Below are 23,315 nucleotides of genomic sequence, written 5' to 3'. Positions count from 1 at the left end.
AAGTACCACTTCGCTGATTCCTTAAGCAATTAGTTTAAATAGATAATCTCGAGTATTTAGTTCGATAAAAACTAAGGTTATACTCGTATGAGTTAGATAAAATTGAAGTCAGTCAGAATTAATAACGGATGTTAAGATGAATAAAATACTAAGCTGCATGCGCCACCCCTTCTTTATGCTCACTGCCAGCCTTTTTGCTCTGAGCGCATGCACCAGCACAAGCCTAACCACAAGTTTGGAAGGCCATTATGTTGAAGTCTTACCTGCAGATGCCGCAGCAGATGATAAGTTACACCTGCAAACCTTTGATGTAACACGCCTTGAGGCATTAACCTCAGAAGGTAAAACACAATGGAGCGTGGTGGATAACGAAGCTGCAGATAAAGGGATTTTAATTGATGATGTTAATGCAGAGGATTACACGTATATTTTTGGGGATATAGATTTTAACAAGGTAAAATGCATCAATTCAATCATGGCATTTTTCTGCACCGCGCCAGTAGGCACAGAAATTTTTGATCATTACACGCTCAACACACCATATTTTGCAATTTACGGCGAAAGATTTATTGAGCTTTCAAAAGAAGAGTAAAGTTTAACAGCCTGCCTCATTGCAACTGCATTTGAGGCAATCTGTCAAATTTATGCGCCGAAAACTTAAGCCTTATCAACCTCTTGCGTGCTTTCTTGAGTTTCCACGGCTTCATTTTGCACATTTTGTTGCGCTTCTTCTTGCGCCATTTTTTCGCGCTCGGCTTTTGAAATATAGCGTGGCTTATTGCTCTTATGCAGCTTTGAATTTTTCTTCTTTTGCGCTTGTTTTAACGCTTGATTAATTTTCTTTTTGCGGTTCATAAATAGATACTCTTAAAGGACAGGTCTCTCAATTGGGCGCGAATTATAACCGATCCATAACAATATCCCAAATATTCCTGAATCTAGACTGGGATAATATTGAAGTAAAATTGCAAAGCCAGATAAATATTGGTTTAATTACTTCTTCAATACTTGTTAAAGTATGCCAATTGCTTCCCATGACGAAGAGGTTTTGTCTTGAAAAACATCATCTTAAACACAGATTCATATAAATCATCTCACTATTTACAATACCCAGAAGATACAACATATGTATCCAGTTATATTGAATCTCGCGGTGGTGAATACGAACAAAGCATATTTTTTGGTCTACAAATGTTTATCAAAGAATATTTACTACAAAACATTAGTCATCAAGATATCGACGAAGCCAAAGAAATATTTCAGCTTCACGGCATGCCATTTAATGAAGCAGGCTGGCGCTATATTGTCGACACTCACAATGGCAAATTGCCGATACAGATCCAAGCGCTGCCGGAAGGCACCTTAGTCCCAGTACATAATGCTTTAGTCCAAGTGATGAACACAGATCCTAAATGCGCTTGGCTAACCAGCTTTATTGAAACCTCGCTCCTGCGCGCCATTTGGTATCCAACCACGATCGCAACCCACTCCTATGCATGTAAAAAAATCATTGCAAAATATATGCATGAAACCGCAGGCCACATTGATGGGATTGACTTTAAGCTGCATGACTTTGGCGCGCGCGGCGTAAGCTCAGAAGAATCTGCCGGGATTGGCGGCTTGGCCCACTTGGTCAACTTTAAAGGCACTGATACGGTGAGTTCATTGGTTTATGCGCGTCGTTATTATCATGAAAAAATGGCAGCCTTTTCAATTCCGGCTTCTGAGCACAGCACCATGACCACTTGGGGACGCGAGCACGAGCAAGATGCCTATCAAAATATGTTGGCTCAATTTGGTGGCCAAGGAAATGTCTTTGCTGTGGTGTCTGATAGCTATGATTTATTTTACGCCGTCGATGAAATTTGGGGCAAAGCCCTACGCGAACAAGTCATCACAAATGGTGGCACCTTAGTGATCCGCCCTGACTCTGGCGATCCGGTTGAAATTGTTTTACAAACCATTGAAAAGCTAATGGATGCATTTGGCTCAAGCATCAATGCAAAAGGTTATCGCGTTCTGCCTGATTATGTCCGCGTTATCCAAGGCGATGGGATTTCTCGCTTTACGATTAAAGCTATTTTAGAAAAACTAAAATCAAACCGCATCAGCGCTGAAAATATAACCTTTGGTATGGGCGCTGAGCTCTTACAAAAAGTAAATCGTGACACTTTAAAATTTGCCATGAAAGCATCTGCGGCAAAAGTCGCTGGCAAATGGGTCGATGTGTATAAAGATCCCGCAACGGATCACAACAAGCGCTCGAAAAAAGGCAAACTTGCGGTTATTTTTGATCCAAGTAAAGGGTATCAAACCATTCGCCAACAAGAATTAAACGGTCGCACGGATTTACTACGCTGTGTGTATAAAGATGGTGAGCTCTTCATTGATGAAAATTTAGAGACGATTCGCGCTCGCGCTTTGGTCTAACCAAAATAAATCAAAAAATTGATAAAAAATAAAAGCGAGTAATTGTGTCTTAAAAACTCAGTTACTTGCTTTGTTTCAAGGTGTTGGGCGTAAAAGGAAATATTTTATTTTACCTTTTATTAAATTAATTAACGAAAAAACAAAAATAAACCTTTACTTCCCCCCCGTAAAAGACAATAATGGCGTCGCTCTGAAGTTCAGAGTTATTCAATGATACATCAGTTGTAAAAGTAAAACCCTTTGTGTTGCTTCAATGTTATCCTCAGTGTTTCCCTTAGCTTCAAGATATATATTAAATAATTCCCAGCTACTAGCATCTCGCAATTTCGCGATTATTTTCAAAATTATATAAGGGACACACAATGTCTAAAACAACTGGTTCAGTAAAATGGTTTAACGAAGCTAAAGGTTTCGGTTTTCTTACTCAAGACAATGGCGGCGAAGACGTATTTGTACACTTCCGTGCGATTGCTTCTGAAGGCTTCAAAACTCTAAACGAAGGCCAAAAAGTGTCTTTCGAAGTAGAACAAGGCCAAAAAGGTCTTCAAGCTGCAAACGTTGTAGCTTTATAAGATTCACTCATTTAATTGAGTAAAGCTTTCGTGGCGTAGGTTGTTTATCAGCTTACGCCATATTTGTATATCTAACGCTATTTATAACACGCTACAAAAATCCTAACCTATCCTCATACCTGCCATTCCCGCTCTGTATTAGTCGTACGTTTCTGATTTCATTCGCTTCATTATAAATAATATCTTTGTTTTATCTTTAATATTTTTTAAATATTTACTTTGTATACTTGTATCTGAAATATTTAATCATATAAAAATGAAACTTTATAAATAAGGACATCCTATGTCACGTTCACTTGGTCGCAAGCGCTTTTGGTTTCAACAAAGCCGTCAAAAACCTGCGACAACTAAAAAAACAGCTTAATTTAAAAAATATATTTGTTTGAAGACGCTTGTTTTCATATAAAGTTAAAATTTATCACACATTCACTGACGGATAATGTACTTTCGTATTTAAAGCACCTAGGCTTATACGCATATATTTGTGTATATACGCTAGCCAAAGGAGTGCGCCAGATGCCACAACACATTATCCCAAGTCACTGGAAAATAAGAAGCTCCACCCACTTTTTCACCAAAGAAAATGTCCCCAAAGCCCTGCTGACTCACCATAATACTGCCGAAGGTGTCTTTGGTCAGATTTGCGTCATGCAAGGCACTGTCACTTTCTATGGTTTTGCCAATGAGACTGCTACTAAGCCTGAACAAGTCATTGTGATTGAGGCGGGCTGCTTTGCCATAAGCCCACCGCAATATTGGCACCGCGTTGAATTAAGTGATGATGCCCAATTTAATATTAATTTTTGGGCAGATCCTAAATCTGCGAATAAATCCTTATTCAAATCATCACGTATTCATACCAAGCCAATTGAAGGTTTGCTGGATGAATAATAAGCTTAATAATAAAAATAAGCCGTCACTTTTGCAGACGTATCTTCGCGCTCCCAATCTTGATATTGGACTTGGCTGCGTAGCGCCCAGTGACGGTTAAATGACCAGTTCCAACTTGCTGTCAGCGCAGCGTCTTGATCGGCATTTGAATCAATCAAGCCTAAATATTGCCCCTGCAAGCCCAATCTGTGATTTTTACCAAGCTGATATAACACGCCAGCTTCAACTCCAAAGCCGAAAGAGGCATCATCATCTGTGGCATCGCCATAGCTAAACTGGCTCGAAAATAAGGTATAAACATGTAGCGCATCGGCGCTTCCCCATGCTTTGCCCGTGCCACCTTGCAAGAACCAACGCCCTGCTTGTTTATCATCCATAGGTTTACGATCAAACCCTAGACGTATATTCCATGCCATGCTATCAAAAACTTTATTGCTCGGCGCAAGCGCCATGGTGTCTAGGAAATAAAAACGATCCAATTTTACATTATCATCCTCATCATAGCTTATTTGCGTATCTAAAAAGCTAATTTGCGCGCCGGGGATAAAACCTGCTTGCGAGTCGAGTAAATCATGATAAGCGACCCGCCACTCGAAAGTACCTTTGTTTGGGCTATGATCAAAGGCTTGAAAACCTGCGCCAATACGCCCTGATGCATGTCCACGCTCAGGTGAAACCTCTGGCACTGGCACTGGTGAAAACGGCGAATCAACTTTCAGTTTACTGCGCTGAATTAATAGTTGCTTAAGCTGCTTGGCTGTCGTGTCACGTTCAAGGGATTCGTCATACAACTCAAAGTTAAGCCATTCATAGGCAAACTCTAAAATAGCCGCCTGCTCAGATGGGCTATATTCTTGCGCTGATGGATATTCCCCTTGTTTGGCCTTAATTGCAGCATCAAAAAGCTTGGGATCTAACTCTTGCGCTTGGTGCATTAAGCGCGTCCCAAATGCAGCGCGATACCTTGGCATTTCTAATAAGTCATTATTGGCCAAAGCCTCAACTGTATCTGATGGGATGGCTTGAAATGGAAAGTCTTTAATTAAGAATAAGTCTTCGCGGGCAAGTTCAAGTAAAGCCAATAATTGATACGAGCAGTTCTCATCAATAAAGTAATAATCAAAATCCGCTTCTTTCATTTCCCACAAATGCAATAACACGCGATTGACTTCTTCTGGGCTGAGTTTGAGTTTATACTCCCAGATATCACGCGATTCAATATCATTATATTCACGCACTTTGCGATAATATGGCATTAAGGTAAAGCGCCCTGGGTAGCTGCCGGTCAGACCTTTCATGGCAAAGACTGCTGGGTTATCTTGAGTTTGCGGCTCTGCGGCAAAGTTAATCGCAAATGCGACGAGCTCTTTATTGCGGGTTTGATCTTTGGCATCCACCCTTAATAGCGTATGCCCAAACATCGAAGATGGGTTATTCATAAATGCGGTTGGAAATACCAGCGTCATGCCGGCAGGATCGATCACTTCACGCCAAGTTTCCAGCTCAGGGCAATCAAGCTTAGCATCGCGACCATGTAAAGATTCAAGCCAAGTATAGCGCGCCGGATATTGACATTGCGCGTGTTTGGCAACATCTTCATTTTCATTATAAAGCAGCTCAATGGTGGCGGATAATTCAGAATATGGATTAGTTTTACCTATATCTGAGATAAAAAATGGCCCTTGACGCACAGTACTGACTGAGCCGCGTAAAGGTTTTGATAAATAATGGCCGAGTTTTATCCAATAGGGATCTTGCGAGAGCTGATAAAGATTGAATTTTTGCGCATCAAATGTTGGCGCAGCAAAAGAAAGCGGGGAAAAAAGAAGGCTACAACATAAAAACGCGTTAAGATTTAAAAACTTCATGAGTTACCGTTACTGACCTTTCCTTATATTTATTTTTTATATACCCAAATAGTTGAACAGCCTGGGTATAGGCGTCATTAAATATAACGGAATAAAATAAAAAAGTGCCCATATTAGAGCACTTTATCTAAGATCTGTCGATTAAATACGATATGCAGCAAGCGCTTCGTCTTGTGCAATCACGTTATTTAGATTCGCAAATACTTCTTCAGAAGTGACATTTTCAGAAGCAAAAATATCTGAGAAGTTTTCTTGAACGGTCGTATTGAATGCAGATTGATCAGCTTGGTTAATGCCCCAGACTTCAGACAAGGTTGCCAGTGTTTCGCCATCACCTTTCGCCATATCACGTGCTAGGTTATCCATGTTGCCATCAATAAACATTGCAAGTTTTTGCGAAGAAGTAATAGTGCCTGAACCGTCACAACCTAGTGTACCAAAAGTGATACCAATCGTTTGGTTACCAGATGTGCCGTTGGTTGTTGCGCCAAGAACTTTTGAGACTTTGCCAGATTTACCAGCAAAAAGCATCGAACCTAAACCACAACCAATATCTTGGTCAGCAAGAGCTAGGTTAGAGAAAGGAAGCGTCGCAACCAGAGCGAGTGCAGCAAGCGTTTTTTTCATAATACATCCTTATAATTAAATATTCAGTCCATCATATGACAGCAAGATAAACCGCTTCAAAGCCATATGAATTTTCAATATAGCATAAGCGTATAATTTTTTTAACAAAACTAAGTCATTTATTTAACCAAAAGGTGTGATAGATACTTGCGCAGGTGCAAATGCGCGTAACGCAATAGGTAATTCGGTGATGGGTAGATTTTTATGTATACTCAAATGAATACACAAGTGGAGTTTAGTTATGAAAATTAGATATATTGTACTTTTGGCGCTCGCCTTTTCTTCCCAAACCTTGGCTGCGCAATGGAAGTTATCGCATGAAGTTGAGATTTCTGATACCAGAAAGGTTTGTGTTTACACGGACAAAGCAGGCAACACAAAGCAAGTGGAACAAGCCAAAACTCAGTATTGCCGAACCTATATTTGAATGGGGAAATGGCCGAGTGTGGTTGGATAGGCTAAGTAAATAGTCGCCACTTTAGATTTTCGACGACTCAATTCATTAACCTAGCACCCAATTCGTTGCATAAACCACCAAAGTGATCAGAACCACTGGGAGCACGGCGATCAGCATCACCTTTTTCATCAGGCTTGCGCGATCAACAACTTCGCCGTCTTCTTCTCTCAACCTTCTATCTTCATCAAAATGCCATTTAATCGCGTAGTAGGCACCAATGGCTAATATAATAAGCTTAAGCGCGCCAGCAAAGTATGGAAAGATATCCGCCCAACTCTCATTCATGACCTGTCTCCATCAAACTAAAGATTGGTAGTACCCTAACATAATCAATGAATCATGTTTACTTTTTTGTAACCACTCTCGCTGGATTATATATTAAGAGCCAACAGGGCCACCAAAATAGCGTTTCCCTATCTGAAGTCATAACATTAAAATTCTTGTATGCGTCGATACTATAGCCTCTTATAAGTCGCATAATTTACATGGGTTAGTTGATGTTGTAATACAAATCAATATATTAAGTCCATTAAATAACAGTTTAAGGGCTCAATATGAAAATGAACAAGGGCACTTCTTGTTAAAGCAAGCGACAGGAAATTATCCGGGTAATATCGATTTAGATGCATCTTTGAATTATGGGGATTATTATTATCTCGAAGCACTCAAACGTTGTGAGTCAGGTAAGATTTAATTTTAGCTAGCACACACTGCCAAGTGCTTTCTCTCTTACCAATAGATAGCTTATTCATTTAAATAACTGATTCGTTCCATGACAAAGTTACGTAATTGTTGGCCACGAACCTCAACCCTTTGTTCTTGAACAAGTTTAAATCCAAATTTTTCGTAAAACGCTCGCGCTGTGATGCTCACTTCTGAGTAAATCCTCGTGATGCCTTGTTGCTTACTAAGTGTCAGCAGATGCTCCATTAAGCTTCGTCCCACCCCTTTGCCTTGATATTCATGGTGACAAAAGAAATGATCGATTAGTCCATTTTCTTGAAGGTCTGAATAACCGACAATTACACCGTCTATTTCAGCAATAAAAGGAGACAATGCATTCATTCTTTGTTGCCATATTTCAAGATCAAAATTATCTGGCGCCCAAGCTTCTACTTGCTCTTGCGAATAATCTTGTATATTCACGTTGCGAACCGTATGAAAAAATATTGCCCATAATTCACGAGCGTCTGTTTCTTTATAATTTCTAATCTTGATCATGTTATTTGAACCCAAAATGGTAAGTGTTAAGTCATTCTTCAACAGATTGTTATTCGTTTTCTGGAATATCAATATAACCAAATAAAATTACTTTGCCCATTAGCCCCCCTATACATTGATATTGTATGTTAAATCCTGAACATCATCACCATATTACGACCACAGTTCCTCCTTTGAAACTATAACGCCGAGTTAAAAATTGTAGGTATTATCTGCGACAAAACTTAAGATTTATTGGTTTTGATTAACACCTAGGATTGAAAAGTGATGACTTGCAATATGAAAGCCTTCGCGCAAGTAGAACTTATGTGCTTGGAAACGCTGAACCCCAGAATCTAGATGGATTTGCTTACAACCGATTTCTAACGCATACGATTTAAACCAATCGATGAGAACACGACCCACCCCTTGCGAGCGAAATTGAGAGTTCGTCACCAAGTCTTCGATGTAAATATGCTTGCCCCATGCTAGTTTTTCACCAACACTGAAACCAGCAACAGCCAGTACACCTTCTGAGGATTTAGCGTAAACGACTTTATAGCCACTTAACTGCTGCTTCTCGACTTGGGCAGATAAAGAGTTTAAATCATAGTCTGGCCGAAGTTGCAATAATACTTCCATTACTAAAGCATAATCAGAGTTTTTCTCTAAAAATTGAACTTCCATGTTTTCTCCATTTTGATGGTTAACGCTCGGCTAAGAGATGAGCAACGAAGCTAAGGTTACTAAGCACTCAATTTTAAGCTAAACTTAGGAAATCTAAGTAATCTAGCGTACAAAAAAGAGTATTACCATGCAAAAAGATAACCCAATTCCAGCCAGACTTAAAGCAGTACGTAAAAAAGCCAAAATTAGCCAAAAAGAACTTGGGCTGAGAATTGGAATCGACGAAAGTTCAGCAAGTGGGCGTATGAATCACTATGAAAAAGGACGTCATATACCTGATATTAGTACTTTGCGTCGTATGGCAGAAGAGTTTGATGTCCCATTGCATTTCTTTTTTTGTGATGATGAAGTGAGTGCTGAGCTGATATGTCTTATGCATAAATTAAGTGACAGTGAAAAAATAAACTTAATTAAAACGCTAAAGCATAAGGTGGATGATTAAGATGAAGCTAGTTTTGGAGAGTTCGAGATCAGATGATAGATGTAAGTATTGATAAATTTAGGATTGGAGTTTTATCATAGAGCAGATAGGTGGAAGCCCCAGCCACATCCCGGCACACACGTCATCCGCTGTGGCTGCTCCCTTCCGGGCCTGACCAAGTTCACGAACTAGTATTGCGGGAGGACCAGGGCCTCCATAGATTTGTTGTTCGAAAGCAAGTTTGTACTATGCCTTGAACGTGTGGGGATTATGGCCTAAGCCATTCACAAATGCAAGCGTTAGACTTGAAAAACACCCCAACTTAGGTTTGAATGCACAAAGTTTATTCATCTCCCTTCTATCCAATCAAGCTTTAGAAGATTTTAGTAGAAAAACTCTTAGTTGAAGAAATCTTAATATGACTCAATTAGACAGGCAAGACTTTGAAAAGCAAGTTTATCTTGTACTTGCACATATTCCCCATGGCAAAGTCACCAGCTATGGCGAGGTCGCCAAAATGGCAGGCTTTCCTGGTTATGCAAGGCATGTAGGGAAACTCTTGGCTCGCCTTCCAAAAGACAGCACACTACCATGGCACAGAGTGCTTAACAGCCAAGGTCAAATATCGCTTAAAAATGAAGATATGTTGCGTCAAAAGAAAAAGCTTTGCTCTGAAGGCATTGAAGTCAGTGAGTCTGGACGCGTTCGAATGCGAGTTTATCGCTGGGATCTATAGCTAACGGATGAATTTTAAATAAAAAAATAGCGCAGCTAGAGACTAACTACGCTATTTCCCAAGTGAGAATCGATACAACTGGCTATGCTTTTATAAAGCGCTATCCATTACGATCTCAAGACCTTGGGTTGGATTGCCACCTGTGATCACTAAATAGTCCGAGTTGGTGCGGTAAAACTCTTCCCCGTGAATTTCAACATTTGCAGTGACAGCATACGAGTGACTTGGGTCGATCTTCGCGTTATCAAAAGTAATGTTAAAATCGAACGGCATTTGCAGGCCAGTCGGTTCTATTGTTTGTGATGCAATTACGGTTTCATCTTCAACAGACTTATCAATTAATACCACATTGATACGTGCACTTTCAGGTAATGAGATGTGTTGTCGGTATCCTACCTGTCCCGTCACATTTTCCGTTGCGATGGCGTTTTGGTTAATTAATTTTTTTTTTCTAAAGCGTCAGCGGCATCAGATGCTGCGTCTGCTGTTGCATCAGCTGCGTCAGATGCTGCTTGAGATGTTGCGTCTGCTGCATCAGATGCCATAGCTTTTGCTGAATCAGTTGCATCAGCTGCTGCTTCTGATGTTGCATCAGCTGCGTCAGATGCCATAGCTTTTGCTGAATCAACAGCATCAGATGCTGCGTCTGCAGTTGCGTCTGCTGCGTCAGTTGCTGCTGCTTTTGCTTCTTCAGTTTTCTCAGCAACTTTATCTGCAACTTGATCTTTCAGCTCAGCCGCGCTGTCTTTTAGCTCTGCAACTTTTGCATCGGCTTCAGCTTTTGCAGCTTCAGCTTCGATTGCTTGTTTTGTTGCTTCAACTTTTGCTGCTGCTGCGTCAACTGCTTGATCTTTTACTTCTTGAACTTGCTCAGCTGTTTCTGTTTTTGGTTCTTCTGGTTGACCACAGCCAGCTAGTAGAGATGTTGCTAGCACCATAGATGATGCAAATAGGATTGACTTTTTCATAAGACCTCTAAATAGTAAATTAATTATATCGAATCACTTGTTATTGAGAGTAATACCCCCAATAATCAAAATCATAGCATCTAGGAGGCACAATGAGCAAACAATTAGAACAACTACAGGAACTTCTTTTACTTGAGCGGTTAGATACTGGCCTATTTCGAGGACAGTGTGAAAATTTAGGCCTGCCACAGGTCTATGGCGGTCAAGTGATCGGTCAAGCTTTAGCCGCTGCGGGGTACACAGTCGAAGCTGATCGCGGCTTACACTCCTTCCACAGCTACTTTTTATTACCAGGGGATATTCACTCACCAATTATTTATGATGTTGAAAACTTGCGTGATGGCAAAAGCTTCTCAACCCGCCGCGTGAAAGCGGTGCAACATGGGCGTCCAATTTTTTATCTCACGGCTTCCTATCAAACTGAGCAAGAAGGCTTTGAGCATCAAACCCTGATGCCAGAAGTGAAAGGGCCTGAGCATTATGCTAATGAAGCACAGCTGATTCAGCCGTATCTTGAACACCTGCCTGAGCCAGTCAAAAAAGCCTTCTCGCCAGATAAAGCGATTGAAGTCCGCCCTGTGGTGGTCAATGATCCTATGCGCCCACAAGCCATTGAACCAAAACAATATTTATGGATGAAAGCAAACGGTAGCTTACCAGATGCTCAAAATATACATCAATTTTTATTAGGTTATGCTTCGGATTGGGGATTCTTAGTCACCGCATTATTCCCGCATAAAGTATCATTATTCACACCTAAGTTTCAGGTCGCTACCATTGATCACTCGATGTGGTTCCATCGCCCATTTAAAATGGATGAATGGCTGCTGTATGAGATTGATAGTCCAAATGCAAGCGGCACACGTGGGCTTGTCCGCGGTAATATCTATAATCGCCAAGGCGAATTGGTTGCAACTGCTGTTCAAGAAGGCGTGATGCGCTTTAAAGGATAATCCAAGACTGGGCTGCGAACATGTAGCCCTAGTTTGATACATGCACGATCTTTTATATCCACTCTATTTTTCTGCTTTACTAGCCATTTTGTAACAAAAATGCAATATTTATGAGCGAACGCGCATTTTTTAAATATTGAAAGTTTACTTTATTATTTTCGATCGTAAATTACCCCAAGAATCTTCAAACGAAAGATTCCGAGCAAATAACAACCAAAATTATGCTCGAATATACCAATAACAAATAAAGGGTTATTTATGATTTCTATATTCAAACCAAAACCTCATATCGAGCGCTTAGCCGATAACCAAGTGGATTCCACCTACTCCCGTTTACGTTGGCAACTATTTTTTGGGATCTTCTTTGGTTATGCTGGGTATTATTTAGTCCGTAAAAACTTTAGTTTGGCCATGCCCTACTTGATTGAATCAGGCTTTAGTCGTGGTGAGCTTGGAATTGCACTCTCTGCGGTCTCCATTGCTTACGGTCTGTCTAAATTTATTATGGGAAGTGTTTCCGATCGCTCCAACCCTAGGTACTTTTTAAGCGTTGGCTTGGTTATGTCGTCTCTTGTGATGCTTTGTTTTGGCTTTATGCCATGGGCAACAGGCAGTGTCACCGCAATGTTTATTTTGCTCTTTTTAAATGGTTGGTTCCAAGGCATGGGATGGCCAGCATGTGGCAGAACTATGGTGCATTGGTGGTCAAAGAAAGAACGCGGCGAAATCGTATCCGTTTGGAATGTCGCACACAATATCGGCGGCGGCCTTATTGGACCTATGTTCTTATTGGGTTTATGGGCATTTAATGATGATTGGCGCTCTGCGTTTTACGTGCCTGCGCTGTTTGCTTTGTTGGTTGCTTTTTTTATCTGGCTCACCGTGCGTGATACACCACAATCTTGTGGCTTACCATCGATTGAAGAGCATAATAATGATTACCCCGAAGATTACCAAAAAGAGCATGAGAACGAGCTATCGGCAAAAGAGATCTTCTTCCAGTTTGTGTTTAATAATCCAATTTTATGGATCATTGCGATCGCCAATGCATTTGTTTATTTAATTCGTTATGGCGTGCTTGATTGGGCACCTGTGTATCTTGGCGAAGTGAAGCATTTCACTGTTGATAAGTCTTCATGGGCTTACTTCTTATACGAATGGGCAGGTATCCCTGGCACCTTATTATGTGGTTGGATTTCCGATAAATTATTCAAAGGAAAGCGCGCGCCAGCGGGTATTTTATTTATGCTACTGGTGACGATTGCGGTCTTAGTTTATTGGTATAACCCTGCGGGTAACCCTGGTGTTGATATGGCGGCACTCATTGCAATTGGCTTTTTGATTTATGGCCCAGTCATGCTGATTGGTTTATATGCACTTGAATTGGTGCCAAAAAAAGCGGCAGGCACAGCAGCTGGTTTAACTGGATTATTCGGTTATTTAGGGGGCGCCGTCGCAGCCAACGCTATTTTAGGCTTTACCGTTGATATATATGGTTGGGATGGCGGCTTTAGCGTACTCGTTGGTGCCTGCGTCATTTCGATTATTTGCTTTATTATTGCGCACTTTGGAGAGACAAAACGTGCCAATGCACAAGCGATAACAACCTCAGCATCATAAATTTGTTAACGGCAATTGCGTCGTATACTTTAATTTTTCCATCGCAAAGGTGGACGTAACATCAGAAATGCCAGCCACAGAATTGACTAATTTTTTATAAAAGAAGTCATAGGCTGGCATATCTGTCACGACGACTTTGAGCATATAGTCATACTCCCCTGCCATGCGATAAAACTCCATCACCTCCGGAAAGCTACTCACCGCCGCCACAAAGTCTTGATACCACGCATTGGAGTGATTTGAGGTTTTGATCAGCGCAAAGGCGACAAACGAAAGCCCTAATTTATCTGCATCTAATAAAGCGACTTTTTTACGCACTACCCCAGCATCTTGCATACGCTTTAAACGCTTCCAGCATGGCGTTGTGGTTAAATGCACCGCTTGGGCTATCTCAGCAAGGGATAAATCTGCATCTTGTTGCAGAAGATCGATAATTTTTTTATCCGTACTATCTAAGCTAATTTTCATGTTTATCCCTTTTATTCAAGCGCATACGTTCCAGTTCTAATTTTAAAAAATTTAACTCATGTCGATTTGTAGAAAATTTTTCTATTAAACCAATTCGTTACGGTAATTTTATACTAAATAGAAAAAAGCGCAGCCCTTTTGATTTGGACTGCGCCTTTGTTTTGCTCTATGTAAGCCCATAAAGCTACATCTAATTTAACTCACCATGATTATGACGCTTCGCCGTATCTTGCTCTAGTGCCTTATTTAATAAGGATTCCACATGCCCCGGTGACTTCGTATGTTTGGAGATCAAACTATACATTTGTGGGATCACAAATAAGGTCACCAACGTCGCAAAGCTCATCCCAAAGAGCACCACTGTCCCGACGGCAACGCGACTTTCATAACCTGCGCCAGTTGAGAAGACTAGCGGTAATGAACCTGCAATAGTGGTAAATGCTGTCATCAAAATTGGACGTAAACGCCTCACTGCTGCATCTTCGATAGCAAGTTTAAATTCTTTGCCTTGATCGCGTAATTGGTTGGCAAACTCAACGATTAAGATGCCATTTTTAGTCACCATCCCAATCAGCATAATCATGCCAATTTGACTATATATATTAAAGCCTTGTTGCATCAATACTAAACCGACAAAGCCGCCAAATACGCCCATAGGTACAGTAAACATCACTACCAATGGGTTGATAAAGCTCTCAAACTGGGCGGCTAACACAAGGTATGCGACCAAAAGTGCTAAACCGAATACAATCGCCACACTTGATTGGTTCTCTTTAAAGTCTTTTGATTCACCACTGTAGGCAATACTGATATCTGGTGGCAAGGTATCAATTGCTAAATCATCCAAATAATCAAGCGCTTGACCAAGAGTATAATCTCCAGCTAAGTTGGCGCTCAAGGTAATCGACTTTTTCTTGTCGTTGTGTGCAAGGCGTGAAGCGGAGCCCACTTCTTCAATCTTAGTGACTGAATCAAGAGTAATTAAATCCCCGTTGGCAGCGCGTAAGTAAATCTGGCTAAGATCAGAAGCATTATTAAAGCTATCTTCATCGCCGCGGACATAGACATCATATTCTTCCCCGCGCTCAATAAAGGTGGTCTCATTGACCCCGCCAAGCATCACCTCAAGCGTATCAGAAATATCTGTCACGCTGATCCCAAGCTCGGCTGCGCGGTCTTTATCTATCGTGACCACAAGCTCCGGGGTTTTCTCTGAGTAATTTAAGTCTGCGCCGCTTAAGACGCCATCAGCTTCACCTTGTTCTTTGAGTTGATTGGCCCACTTGTTCAGCTCGGCATAATCTGAGCCACCTAGCACATATTCAACAGGTGAGTCTGAGCCACCACGAAAACCTGGCATCATTCGGCGCACACGTACATCTGGAATATCTTTTAAGGCTTTGCTTACGATCCCCAAAGCTTGTTGGGCTGTGAAATCTCTGTCTTGCCAATCAGGTAAGTTCATGATCACAAAACCTGTTTCATCCCCAGCGCGGCCGCCAAATGCAGGCGCAGATAAGCTAAAGGTACGTAAGGTACCATTTTCAACCAATGGATTAAGTCTTTGTTCGACAATATCCATATTTTGGCTCATACGGTTAAAACTTGTGCCATCTGCGCCCTTAATAAAGGCAAAAATAACCCCTCTATCTTCTTTTGGCGCTAGCTGTGATGGAACTAAGTTCACTAAAGCCGCACTACCTAAAATACAAGCCAAGATACAAATTGGCGCTAGCCATTTCATTTTTAATGCAAATTTAAGAATTCTTCGGTATGTATTTTCAATACGCTCAAAGATTTTATCTAAACACTGCGTCAGTTTGCTTGGTTTGGTATTGCCTTTAAGTAGCATACTGCCCATCACGGGGCTTAAACTTAATGCCACCAGTGATGAAAAGAGCACAGCCATCGCGAGCAAGACCGAAAACTCAGTAAACAGAAGGCCGACCATCCCATCCATAAATGAGATAGGTAAAAAGACCATCACCAACACAAGAGTGGTTGCGATCACAGCAAAGCCAACTTCTCGGGTGCCTTTGTACGCGGCTAAAAGTGGCGGTTCGCCCTGCTCTAAATGGTGATAAATATTTTCAACCACAACGATGGCGTCATCCACCACCAGACCAATTGCCAAAATTAACGCAAGTAAGGTGATAAGGTTAATTGAAAACCCAAAGAAATACGCGGCCATAAAGGCTGAAATCAATGAGACTGGCACAGTCACAGCAGGAATAAGCGTGATCCGAACTTGGCCAAGAAAGATATACAGTACCAAGATGACTAAACCACCAGTAATAAGCAAGGTGTTATACACTTCATCGATCGATTGGTCGATAAACACAGTCGCATCGTACGAAATCTCAAGCGTTGTGCCATCGGGTAGAAAGTCTTGAATTTGATCGACCTGCTCGCGTACAAGGTTCGCCACATTTAGCGGATTGGCATCGGTTTGCGTGATGATCCCCATGTTGACAACGGTTTTACCGCCACTTTTATACATCGAGCTTTCATTTTCTGCGCCAAGATAGACTTCGGCGACATCTTGCAGGTAAATCAAATGATTATCCGATGTTTTCTTGACAACTAAATAATCAAAATCATCTGCGCTCAAATAATTACGAGTAGTACGTACTGTCATTGAGGTGGTGTCATTACGCACTTCACCACTTGGATTTTCGACGTTTTCAGCCTTCAACGCATCACGAATATCTTGAGTGGTGATCGACAACCCAGCCATACGCACCGGGTCGAGCTTCACATACATCACCTTATTTAAACCGCCGCCAACATCAATTGAACTCACGCCAGTTAATAAGCTAAATCTATCTAGTAGCACTCGGTTGACATAATCAGTTAACTGGGTGCGATCCATTTTATCCGAAGCAACATCTATATATAGCGCGGCTTCCCCAGAGCCATTGTCCTTAAAAACAATAGGATCATCGGCTTCATCGGGTAATGATCGCTGCGCCCGTGCAATCGCATCACGCACATCGCTCACACCGGTTTCTAAGTCATAATCAAGATCAAAGGTAATCGTAATGCGCGAACTGCCATTACGAGTGACAGATTCAATATCATCAATGCCGCTTATCCCAGAGAGCTGATCTTCAAGCACTGTGGTAATTTGAGTTTCCATTATGGTGGCCGAGGCCCCGTCATAACTGGTTGAAACTGTGACCACTGGGCTTGTGATATCTGGCATTTCACGCACAGCAAGTTTGGTAAACGAGACATAACCGAAGACGCAAAGCAAGAGGCTTAAAACAATCGCGACCGTGGGTCTTTTCACTGATACATCAGAAATCCACATTTATTTACCCTCAACTTGCTCAGTTTTTTCAGTGCTCACAGGTAGCGCTTCACCAGATTGCGGATCATAACGTTCCAATATCTTCACTTCTAAACCATCTCGCATGTTGACTAAGCCTTTCGTCACTATGGTTTGTCCAAGCTTGAGGCCCTTTTCAACAACGATTTTTTCGCCAACACGTGAGCCTAAGACCACTTGTGTACGTTGAACTTTGTTATCCTCACCAAGGACATAGACATAACGTTTAGTACCTGAATATTCAAGAGCTTGCACCGGAATAATAGGCGCATCAATATCAGGGAAGACGAGGCGTGCACTCATTAACATCCCCGGTTTTAATAAGCCATCTGGGTTTGGGATTTCAAGACGAATACGAGCGCTCAAGCTATTTGGGTTAATACGGGTATCAATAAAAGTCACTTTGCCCATAAACTTGCGATCGCCCCAAGCATCCGATTGGGTTTCAACTTGCATACCTGTGCGCAGCTGGGATAAATAACGCTCCGGCACTTGAATATCCAGACGCATCATAGACAAATCATCTAAAGTAAATAAAGACTCCCCTGTATCGACCATTTCACCTAAACTAAAATCAATTAAGCCGATGGTGCCAGCAAACGGTGCTTTAATTGTCATATCAGAAAGATCCGCCAAAGCAACATCTAAGCGCGCTTTGGCAATACTAGCGCTCGCTAGTTGCGCTGCAAGCTCAGTTTTACTAATCGCATTTCGCTTTATAAGCTGCTGATATTCATTTGCTTTACGCTGTTCATCTTGTAAGTAAGCACGCGCTTCTGCAACGGCTGCTTGCTCTTTTTCACGGTCAAGCTCAATCAAAACATCGCCCTTTTGGACCATTTGATTGGAAGTTACCAAAATTTTCTCAACTTTACCTGTAACCTCTGGCGTAACCTCTACTGACGTTTTTGCATCAAGTTTGGCGATTAAAGACAAGCTCTGCGCAATCGGATATGCCTCAACATCTTCAACCCCAACAGCCGTTGCCGTGCGCGTTTGTTTCGCCTCAGGCATGGCATTTACAGAAAGACTAAAACAAGTCATCCCGATCAGGGCGAGAGACGTAAGGACAAAAGGGCGTTTAAAAGTGTGTTTGAGAGTCATAATCCATCACATATAAAGATACAGAAGTTGATAACAATAGCGAAAACAAGCAAATAGCAGTCCGCTCTAAAACATTAGATCTATTATTAATAAGTCTAACAGACTTCTAAGTAAAGTGATGTCAAGGTATGTAAATGTATGATGAATACTTAATGATCTTTGAAACATTTTTAACTATTTGTCACGTTTCCAAAATGCCGCTTCAAGCAGCAAATATCAACAAACTTGTCCTTATAAGATGATAAGCGCTTAAAATTAGATAAGAATATAAAACTGTTGTAGTTTTCAACACCTTGCGCAAGAAAGCTGCAAAGACAATTAAAAACGCACAAAAACCAAGCAAGCAGTTAGAAAAATTAAAAAACTACTTTACACCCTGAACAAGTTTGTTATTATTCGCCCCGTTCTTGTTTAGAGAGATATATTCTTTGTTAAACAAAACGACAATGTGGAGGAGTTCCCGAGTGGCCAAAGGGAGCAGACTGTAAATCTGCCGGCTCCGCCTTCGATGGTTCGAATCCGTCCTCCTCCACCATTATTCTTCTCTTTTGAGAATGATTATATGGCACATTGCTCGTGCGGTATAAAAAAGACAATTTGATTGGCGCTTATAGGCCAGCTGATCAATACGAAATTTGTGGAGGAGTTCCCGAGTGGCCAAAGGGAGCAGACTGTAAATCTGCCGGCTCCGCCTTCGATGGTTCGAATCCGTCCTCCTCCACCATTATTCTTCTCTTTTGAGAATGATTATATAGCACGTTGCTCGTGCGGTATAAAAAAGACAATTTGATTGGCGCTTATAGGCCAGCTGATCAATACGAAATTTGTGGAGGAGTTCCCGAGTGGCCAAAGGGAGCAGACTGTAAATCTGCCGGCTCCGCCTTCGATGGTTCGAATCCGTCCTCCTCCACCATTCTTTCTTATAGTGCTTTTGCATTATTATATGACAATTTGATTAGCGCTATTAGGCCTGCTTATCAATACAAAATTTGTGGAGGAGTTCCCGAGTGGCCAAAGGGAGCAGACTGTAAATCTGCCGGCTCCGCCTTCGATGGTTCGAATCCGTCCTCCTCCACCATTCTTCTCTCTTTATGAGAACATAAAGCCAGCCTTGTTGCTGGTTTTTTTTGATCTCTATCCCAAGTTTCTTATCCTATACAATCTCTCGCCCATTTTGTACACAAAAGTTGAAATTTTAAGCTTTACTTAGTCCAGCAGAAATAATTTAAACCATATATGAATTCGCCTTTTGCACTAAATCCGTACATTTATGCCTAAGTTTAGTGCAAAAAATGATCAGTTCGTGCTTTTTGCTTTAAAACAATTCAAAGCATAAAAATGATAACAAAGAATTTTGAGTCTAATTTACAATATAAGTTAATGATTAAATTAACCTTTATATTTTAGCTGTAACAGATTGGATACAATTTACTAAAATGGCATACATATTGCTTTATCTAAAGGAGAAAATGGAAGATCACTTATACATATGGAATGAATGAAAAGGATTTGTCATGAAACTACTTTATAGCCTAAATGAAAAGCCGCCACTAAATACTACCCTCCTCCTCGCCTTACAGCATTTACTGGCTTCCATCGGCGGGATTGTTGCTGTGCCTTTAATCGTTGGCACGTCGGTTGGCCTCCCACCAGCTGAAGTCGCAAACCTTGTGAGCGCAGCTCTACTGGTTGGCGGGATCGCAACTATCATTCAATGCTTAGGTCTTGGCCCTGTCGGGATACGTCTGCCTGTGGTCATGGGTTCGAGCTTTGGCTTTCTTGGTGTGGCGATCATCATAGGTAAAGAGCAAGGGATGGCAGGGATCATGGGCGCGGCCTTAATTGGTTCCTTTATGGTGATTATTGCCGGCTTTTTTATGGAAAAGATCAAAAAACTCTTTCCTGATGTGGTCAGTGGCGTGGTGATCACTTTAATTGGTTTGACCATTTTACCCGTTGCGATGAACTGGATTGGTGATGCACCAAAAGGAAGTCCTGAGTTTGCCACCTTACCTAAAGTCTTTTTAGCCACTCTTTCACTAGGTATTGTCATTCTGGTTTCCGTCTATGCCAAAGGCGTGATTGCAGCCTCTGCCATTGTTATTGGCCTTATTGGCGGCTATATCGCAGCTTTTGGCATGGGTATGGTTGATTTAGACCAAATCGGCGCATCTGCTTGGGTTGGAACGCCTATTCCCTTGAAATATGGCATGACATTTGATTTAGGTGCCATTTTAAGCATGAGTCTGGCGTATGTTATTGTCGTCGCAGAAGCAACCGGCGATTTTATGGCTGTTGCAGCAAACTGTCACACCAAAGTGACGGGTAAAGATCTTAAACGTGGCGTGCTTGCAGATGGTGTGGGCAGTTCCCTCGCGGCAGTCATGACAGCAATGCCTCTGGCTTCATTTAGTCAAAACGTCGGGATTGTTGGTATCACCGGAGTGGCGAGTCGTTTTGTGGTCGCAACCGCTGGTGCGCTGCTTGTGATTGCAGGCCTTTTCCCTAAATTTGCAGCCCTTGCCGTGAGCGTTCCTAAGCCAGTGTTAGGTGGTGTCGGTTTTGTGATGTTTGGCATGATAGCTTATGCTGGGATCCGCATCTTATTACGCGCAGCCGATACACGCCGTAATGCAATTGTGATTTGTGTCAGCCTTGGCGCCGGCCTTGCCGTGACTTATGAGCCACAACTTGTGCAGCACTTTCCAAAAGCACTTGCAAGCTTTATGCACTCAGGGATCACCACAGGTACAATTGTTGCGATTTTACTGAACTTATTACTGCCAACCTCACGCCAAGATAAAGAAAATGAAGAACAGGTAAATCATGTAGAAACAGATGACGGTGATGACAAACATATGCAACCTAACTTCACTTTAATTGAAGCGCAAAAAGAAGCTTTAAAACAACAGGCGATTGAAACCTTACAAACGCCCAATAAATAATACTGCGACACAAAAGGAAGGATGATGTCAAAAACTTGGATCAAAAACCCAAAGGCAATTTATACCGGTATAGATGATAATTTAGCCCGTGGCGGAATTGTGATTGAAGATGATCACATTTGTGAGTTAGTTAGCGCAGATAGCCAACCTCGCCAACCTGTCGATCATGTGATTGACGCCAGCGAGCATGTGGTGATACCGGGTCTTGTCAATGCGCATCATCACTTCTATCAAACCTTGACTCGCGCCTACCCAGGCGCACTAAATAAAGAGTTATTTCATTGGCTCAAAGCCCTATACCCTGTTTGGGCAGGGCTTGATCAAGAAATGCATCAAGTGGCATCTGAGCTTGCCTTAGTTGAGTTGTTAATGTCTGGTTGCACCACAGCGTCCGATCATCATTATCTTTTCCCACAAGGCTTGGAAGATGGGATTGATATTCAGGTAGAAACGGCGCAAAAGCTTGGCATTCGCGGAATTTTCACACGCGGTTCAATGAGCTTGGGTGAAGATCAAGGCGGCCTGCCACCACGTCAAACGATTCAAACCGAGCAAGCTATTTTAGATGATAGCCAACGTTTGATTAAGCAATATCACCAAGCCGAAGAAGGCGCAATGACGCAAATTGCTCTTGCCCCTTGCTCCCCTTTCTCCGTCACCACAGATTTAATGCGTGAAACCGCAACCCTTGCACACAAACATAATGTGATGCTGCACACCCATCTGTGCGAAACCATAGATGAAGAAGATTTTTGCTTGAAAATGTTTGGTATGCGCCCTGTTGATTATTTAGAAGATACAGGTTGGCTGAGCGAAAATACTTGGCTTGCACACGGTATTCACTTTAATGATGAAGAAATTAAACGTTTAGGCCAGGCAAAAGTTGGGATTTCACATTGTCCGACTTCCAATATGATGCTTGCTTCTGGGATTTGCCGTAACCTTGAACTGGAAGCTGCGGGCGTCAAAGTTGGTCTTGGCGTTGATGGCAGTGCCTCCAATGATGGCTCAAATATGATTGCAGAAGTGCGCATGGCGATGTACTTGCAGCGCCTTAAATACGGCTCAGCCAAAGTCACGCATTTTGATGCACTGCGCTGGGCAACACGAGGCAGTGCATTGGCGATGGGTCGCCGTGATATTGGCATCATCAACATAGGCAAACAAGCGGATATTGCAATGTTTAAGCTTGATGATATTCGCTTTTCTGGCAGCCATGATCCGCTTGCTGCCCTACTATTATGTGGCGCACAACAGGCTGATCGCGTTATGGTTGCCGGAAAGTGGCGCGTTCATGATGGTCAAGTCATCGGCTTAGACTTAGATGCGCTACTGAATCGACACCAGCAGGCGGCAAAAAAATTAGTGAGTCGGTTTATGGCGAGTTAGACTCATCTTTCAACCGAAACCCTTTTGGGCGCTCGAAGCTAAAGGTTGAAACATTTGCTGCTTTAATATCAAATATAGATATATTTTGAGGCGTTTGATTGATTTCAGATATAAGTTAACCTTAAATCTTACGCCTTTTGAACTAAGCCTAAGGGCATTATTTTGGCTAACACAACATCTTGTGCGCCTGTTATATATTCTATATTCAAATAGCGAGCAAAATAAACAATGCTTCTTCTGCCGTCATATTAGCAATAGATAAGCCAGCACTGGCTTGTTTCCAACGATAGCCATAAGGCTTGTCATGATCATCACGAATAATGTCAAAATGCTTGCATAACATTTCTAAATTGCGCTGAATCGTACGTAAATCACGATTAATCCCTGCCAGAGCAAGCTGTTGATGCAATTGAGATGCGGTAATTTTATGAGACTTAGGAATGCGTTTTAAAATCTCTATCAATAAGATCAACGACGAGCTTGTTCTTGTTGTTTTTGTCATGGCTTCATTCTTCACATAATAATGATCAATTAACTTGTAGGAAAAATAAGCAATATAAAATTCTCGCTTAATTAACCACATCGTTTATGGGAAGAGTATAAGGTATGCCTACGACAAGATGCGCCGCAGCAAATTTGCAAGGCGCA

General features: G+C 41.8%; 23 protein-coding genes, 4 tRNA genes and 1 other RNA gene. 15 read left to right on the top strand and 13 right to left on the bottom strand.

The features are described from left to right. Window positions 1-136: 136 nt before the first annotated feature. A complete protein-coding gene (locus tag AC2VOY_RS11320) occupies window positions 137-592 on the top strand; it encodes a hypothetical protein (RefSeq protein ID WP_491831470.1) in 456 nt (151 codons plus the stop codon). A 65-nt stretch (window positions 593-657) separates the two neighbouring features. Here the strand turns inward: AC2VOY_RS11320 and AC2VOY_RS11315 are convergent, their stop codons facing one another. Next, on the bottom strand, window positions 658-855 hold the full coding sequence (locus AC2VOY_RS11315) for a DUF2986 domain-containing protein (protein WP_491831468.1): 198 nt from the start codon (window positions 853-855) through the stop codon (window positions 658-660). 198 nt (window positions 856-1,053) lie between these two features. On the opposite strand from AC2VOY_RS11315, the gene AC2VOY_RS11310 reads away from it, so the two are divergent. The 3 genes from AC2VOY_RS11310 to AC2VOY_RS11300 all read left to right on the top strand — a co-directional run bounded on the left by AC2VOY_RS11310 (window position 1,054) and on the right by AC2VOY_RS11300 (window position 3,893). Further along, window positions 1,054-2,430, top strand: a complete 1,377-nt coding sequence (locus AC2VOY_RS11310) for a nicotinate phosphoribosyltransferase (RefSeq protein ID WP_491831467.1) — start codon at window positions 1,054-1,056, stop codon at window positions 2,428-2,430. A 362-nt stretch (window positions 2,431-2,792) separates the two neighbouring features. Continuing rightward, complete coding sequence (cspE, locus tag AC2VOY_RS11305; protein WP_491831466.1) at window positions 2,793-3,002, top strand: transcription antiterminator/RNA stability regulator CspE; 210 nt, start codon at window positions 2,793-2,795, stop codon at window positions 3,000-3,002. 516 nt (window positions 3,003-3,518) lie between these two features. After that, entirely contained in the window at window positions 3,519-3,893 is a 375-nt protein-coding gene (locus AC2VOY_RS11300; protein WP_491831465.1) for a TehB family protein, read from the top strand. A gap of 5 nt (window positions 3,894-3,898) precedes the next feature. On the opposite strand, the gene AC2VOY_RS11295 is transcribed toward AC2VOY_RS11300, so the two are convergent. Together AC2VOY_RS11295 and AC2VOY_RS11290 are read right to left on the bottom strand one after the other, a co-directional pair. After that, the gene (locus AC2VOY_RS11295) at window positions 3,899-5,761 is read right to left on the bottom strand and encodes an Lnb N-terminal periplasmic domain-containing protein (RefSeq protein ID WP_491831464.1); all 1,863 of its coding nucleotides are present in this window, start codon (window positions 5,759-5,761) and stop codon (window positions 3,899-3,901) included. A gap of 141 nt (window positions 5,762-5,902) precedes the next feature. Next, the gene (locus AC2VOY_RS11290; RefSeq protein ID WP_491831463.1) at window positions 5,903-6,388 is read right to left on the bottom strand and encodes a DUF3015 domain-containing protein; all 486 of its coding nucleotides are present in this window, start codon (window positions 6,386-6,388) and stop codon (window positions 5,903-5,905) included. A gap of 241 nt (window positions 6,389-6,629) precedes the next feature. On the opposite strand from AC2VOY_RS11290, the gene AC2VOY_RS11285 reads away from it, so the two are divergent. Then, window positions 6,630-6,815: a hypothetical protein gene (locus tag AC2VOY_RS11285; RefSeq protein WP_491831462.1), complete on the top strand. Its 186-nt coding sequence runs from the start codon at window positions 6,630-6,632 to the stop codon at window positions 6,813-6,815. A 75-nt stretch (window positions 6,816-6,890) separates the two neighbouring features. Here AC2VOY_RS11285 and AC2VOY_RS11280 read toward each other — a convergent pair whose 3' ends face one another. The 3 genes from AC2VOY_RS11280 to AC2VOY_RS11270 all read right to left on the bottom strand — a co-directional run bounded on the left by AC2VOY_RS11280 (window position 6,891) and on the right by AC2VOY_RS11270 (window position 8,732). Further along, window positions 6,891-7,130, bottom strand: coding sequence for a hypothetical protein (locus tag AC2VOY_RS11280; protein WP_491831461.1), 240 nt, complete (start codon window positions 7,128-7,130; stop codon window positions 6,891-6,893). Window positions 7,131-7,589: 459 nt separating this feature from the next. Further along, window positions 7,590-8,066 (bottom strand): GNAT family N-acetyltransferase, encoded by a 477-nt coding sequence (locus AC2VOY_RS11275; protein ID WP_491831460.1) that lies wholly within the window; start codon window positions 8,064-8,066, stop codon window positions 7,590-7,592. Window positions 8,067-8,297: 231 nt separating this feature from the next. After that, a complete protein-coding gene (locus AC2VOY_RS11270) occupies window positions 8,298-8,732 on the bottom strand; it encodes a GNAT family N-acetyltransferase (protein ID WP_491831459.1) in 435 nt (144 codons plus the stop codon). Between the two features lie 127 nt (window positions 8,733-8,859). On the opposite strand from AC2VOY_RS11270, the gene AC2VOY_RS11265 reads away from it, so the two are divergent. After that, window positions 8,860-9,174 carry a helix-turn-helix domain-containing protein gene (locus AC2VOY_RS11265; RefSeq protein ID WP_491831458.1) on the top strand — a complete coding sequence of 105 codons (315 nt, stop codon included), beginning with the start codon at window positions 8,860-8,862 and terminating at the stop codon, window positions 9,172-9,174. 93 nt (window positions 9,175-9,267) lie between these two features. On the opposite strand, the gene ffs is transcribed toward AC2VOY_RS11265, so the two are convergent. Beyond that, window positions 9,268-9,364: signal recognition particle sRNA small type (ffs, locus tag AC2VOY_RS11260), an RNA gene on the bottom strand. A 207-nt stretch (window positions 9,365-9,571) separates the two neighbouring features. Here ffs and AC2VOY_RS11255 point away from each other — a divergent pair. After that, window positions 9,572-9,889 (top strand): MGMT family protein, encoded by a 318-nt coding sequence (locus AC2VOY_RS11255; protein ID WP_491831457.1) that lies wholly within the window; start codon window positions 9,572-9,574, stop codon window positions 9,887-9,889. A 90-nt stretch (window positions 9,890-9,979) separates the two neighbouring features. Here AC2VOY_RS11255 and AC2VOY_RS11250 read toward each other — a convergent pair whose 3' ends face one another. Together AC2VOY_RS11250 and AC2VOY_RS11245 are read right to left on the bottom strand one after the other, a co-directional pair. Next, window positions 9,980-10,297 (bottom strand): YbaY family lipoprotein, encoded by a 318-nt coding sequence (locus AC2VOY_RS11250; RefSeq protein ID WP_491831456.1) that lies wholly within the window; start codon window positions 10,295-10,297, stop codon window positions 9,980-9,982. A gap of 29 nt (window positions 10,298-10,326) precedes the next feature. Then, window positions 10,327-10,857 carry a hypothetical protein gene (locus AC2VOY_RS11245; RefSeq protein WP_491831454.1) on the bottom strand — a complete coding sequence of 177 codons (531 nt, stop codon included), beginning with the start codon at window positions 10,855-10,857 and terminating at the stop codon, window positions 10,327-10,329. A gap of 92 nt (window positions 10,858-10,949) precedes the next feature. On the opposite strand from AC2VOY_RS11245, the gene tesB reads away from it, so the two are divergent. Together tesB and glpT are read left to right on the top strand one after the other, a co-directional pair. Next, window positions 10,950-11,810, top strand: coding sequence for an acyl-CoA thioesterase II (gene tesB / locus AC2VOY_RS11240; protein WP_491831453.1), 861 nt, complete (start codon window positions 10,950-10,952; stop codon window positions 11,808-11,810). 258 nt (window positions 11,811-12,068) lie between these two features. Beyond that, the gene (gene glpT / locus AC2VOY_RS11235) at window positions 12,069-13,430 is read left to right on the top strand and encodes a glycerol-3-phosphate transporter (protein WP_491831452.1); all 1,362 of its coding nucleotides are present in this window, start codon (window positions 12,069-12,071) and stop codon (window positions 13,428-13,430) included. On the opposite strand, the gene AC2VOY_RS11230 is transcribed toward glpT, so the two are convergent. The 3 genes from AC2VOY_RS11230 to AC2VOY_RS11220 all read right to left on the bottom strand — a co-directional run bounded on the left by AC2VOY_RS11230 (window position 13,425) and on the right by AC2VOY_RS11220 (window position 18,333). Continuing rightward, complete coding sequence (locus AC2VOY_RS11230) at window positions 13,425-13,898, bottom strand: Lrp/AsnC family transcriptional regulator (protein WP_491831450.1); 474 nt, start codon at window positions 13,896-13,898, stop codon at window positions 13,425-13,427. The genes glpT and AC2VOY_RS11230 overlap by 6 nt on opposite strands. A gap of 190 nt (window positions 13,899-14,088) precedes the next feature. After that, entirely contained in the window at window positions 14,089-17,211 is a 3,123-nt protein-coding gene (locus AC2VOY_RS11225) for a multidrug efflux RND transporter permease subunit (RefSeq protein ID WP_491831449.1), read from the bottom strand. Continuing rightward, window positions 17,212-18,333, bottom strand: coding sequence for an efflux RND transporter periplasmic adaptor subunit (locus AC2VOY_RS11220; protein ID WP_491831448.1), 1,122 nt, complete (start codon window positions 18,331-18,333; stop codon window positions 17,212-17,214). It abuts the gene before it with no gap. Window positions 18,334-18,783: 450 nt separating this feature from the next. Between AC2VOY_RS11220 and AC2VOY_RS11215 the strand changes: the two genes are divergently transcribed. The 6 genes from AC2VOY_RS11215 (at window position 18,784) to AC2VOY_RS11190 (ending at window position 22,667) form a co-directional block, all read left to right on the top strand. Further along, a tRNA-Tyr gene (locus AC2VOY_RS11215) sits at window positions 18,784-18,868 on the top strand. Window positions 18,869-18,972: 104 nt separating this feature from the next. Next, window positions 18,973-19,057 (top strand) — tRNA-Tyr (locus AC2VOY_RS11210). 104 nt (window positions 19,058-19,161) lie between these two features. Next, window positions 19,162-19,246: transfer RNA gene (locus AC2VOY_RS11205), tRNA-Tyr, on the top strand. Window positions 19,247-19,326: 80 nt separating this feature from the next. Continuing rightward, window positions 19,327-19,411, top strand: a tRNA-Tyr gene (locus AC2VOY_RS11200). 436 nt (window positions 19,412-19,847) lie between these two features. Then, window positions 19,848-21,278 carry a nucleobase:cation symporter-2 family protein gene (locus tag AC2VOY_RS11195; RefSeq protein ID WP_491831446.1) on the top strand — a complete coding sequence of 477 codons (1,431 nt, stop codon included), beginning with the start codon at window positions 19,848-19,850 and terminating at the stop codon, window positions 21,276-21,278. A gap of 24 nt (window positions 21,279-21,302) precedes the next feature. Continuing rightward, complete coding sequence (locus AC2VOY_RS11190; RefSeq protein ID WP_491831445.1) at window positions 21,303-22,667, top strand: 8-oxoguanine deaminase; 1,365 nt, start codon at window positions 21,303-21,305, stop codon at window positions 22,665-22,667. A gap of 205 nt (window positions 22,668-22,872) precedes the next feature. Here AC2VOY_RS11190 and AC2VOY_RS11185 read toward each other — a convergent pair whose 3' ends face one another. After that, the gene (locus tag AC2VOY_RS11185) at window positions 22,873-23,169 is read right to left on the bottom strand and encodes a hypothetical protein (RefSeq protein ID WP_491831443.1); all 297 of its coding nucleotides are present in this window, start codon (window positions 23,167-23,169) and stop codon (window positions 22,873-22,875) included. Window positions 23,170-23,315: the final 146 nt, after the last annotated feature.

This window comes from Vibrio sp. KMM 9700 (genome assembly GCF_058545285.1).
The sequence above is the reverse complement of the archived record's forward strand: the minus strand, read 5'-3'. Positions and strand labels throughout refer to the sequence as shown.

Bases quoted from the DNA above. Each gene is read 5' to 3' on its own strand.
- AC2VOY_RS11320 (WP_491831470.1), top strand. From the start codon at position 137: ATGAATAAAATACTAAGCTGCATGCGCCACCCCTTCTTTATGCTCACT.
- AC2VOY_RS11315 (WP_491831468.1), bottom strand. From the start codon at position 855: ATGAACCGCAAAAAGAAAATTAATCAAGCGTTAAAACAAGCGCAAAAG.
- cspE (WP_491831466.1), top strand. From the start codon at position 2,793: ATGTCTAAAACAACTGGTTCAGTAAAATGGTTTAACGAAGCTAAAGGT.
- AC2VOY_RS11300 (WP_491831465.1), top strand. From the start codon at position 3,519: ATGCCACAACACATTATCCCAAGTCACTGGAAAATAAGAAGCTCCACC.
- AC2VOY_RS11295 (WP_491831464.1), bottom strand. From the start codon at position 5,761: ATGAAGTTTTTAAATCTTAACGCGTTTTTATGTTGTAGCCTTCTTTTT.
- AC2VOY_RS11290 (WP_491831463.1), bottom strand. From the start codon at position 6,388: ATGAAAAAAACGCTTGCTGCACTCGCTCTGGTTGCGACGCTTCCTTTC.
- AC2VOY_RS11285 (WP_491831462.1), top strand. From the start codon at position 6,630: ATGAAAATTAGATATATTGTACTTTTGGCGCTCGCCTTTTCTTCCCAA.
- AC2VOY_RS11280 (WP_491831461.1), bottom strand. From the start codon at position 7,130: ATGAATGAGAGTTGGGCGGATATCTTTCCATACTTTGCTGGCGCGCTT.
- AC2VOY_RS11275 (WP_491831460.1), bottom strand. From the start codon at position 8,066: ATGATCAAGATTAGAAATTATAAAGAAACAGACGCTCGTGAATTATGG.
- AC2VOY_RS11270 (WP_491831459.1), bottom strand. From the start codon at position 8,732: ATGGAAGTTCAATTTTTAGAGAAAAACTCTGATTATGCTTTAGTAATG.
- AC2VOY_RS11265 (WP_491831458.1), top strand. From the start codon at position 8,860: ATGCAAAAAGATAACCCAATTCCAGCCAGACTTAAAGCAGTACGTAAA.
- AC2VOY_RS11255 (WP_491831457.1), top strand. From the start codon at position 9,572: ATGACTCAATTAGACAGGCAAGACTTTGAAAAGCAAGTTTATCTTGTA.
- AC2VOY_RS11245 (WP_491831454.1), bottom strand. From the start codon at position 10,857: ATGAAAAAGTCAATCCTATTTGCATCATCTATGGTGCTAGCAACATCT.
- tesB (WP_491831453.1), top strand. From the start codon at position 10,950: ATGAGCAAACAATTAGAACAACTACAGGAACTTCTTTTACTTGAGCGG.
- glpT (WP_491831452.1), top strand. From the start codon at position 12,069: ATGATTTCTATATTCAAACCAAAACCTCATATCGAGCGCTTAGCCGAT.
- AC2VOY_RS11230 (WP_491831450.1), bottom strand. From the start codon at position 13,898: ATGAAAATTAGCTTAGATAGTACGGATAAAAAAATTATCGATCTTCTG.
- AC2VOY_RS11225 (WP_491831449.1), bottom strand. From the start codon at position 17,211: ATGTGGATTTCTGATGTATCAGTGAAAAGACCCACGGTCGCGATTGTT.
- AC2VOY_RS11220 (WP_491831448.1), bottom strand. From the start codon at position 18,333: ATGACTCTCAAACACACTTTTAAACGCCCTTTTGTCCTTACGTCTCTC.
- AC2VOY_RS11195 (WP_491831446.1), top strand. From the start codon at position 19,848: ATGAAACTACTTTATAGCCTAAATGAAAAGCCGCCACTAAATACTACC.
- AC2VOY_RS11190 (WP_491831445.1), top strand. From the start codon at position 21,303: ATGTCAAAAACTTGGATCAAAAACCCAAAGGCAATTTATACCGGTATA.
- AC2VOY_RS11185 (WP_491831443.1), bottom strand. From the start codon at position 23,169: ATGACAAAAACAACAAGAACAAGCTCGTCGTTGATCTTATTGATAGAG.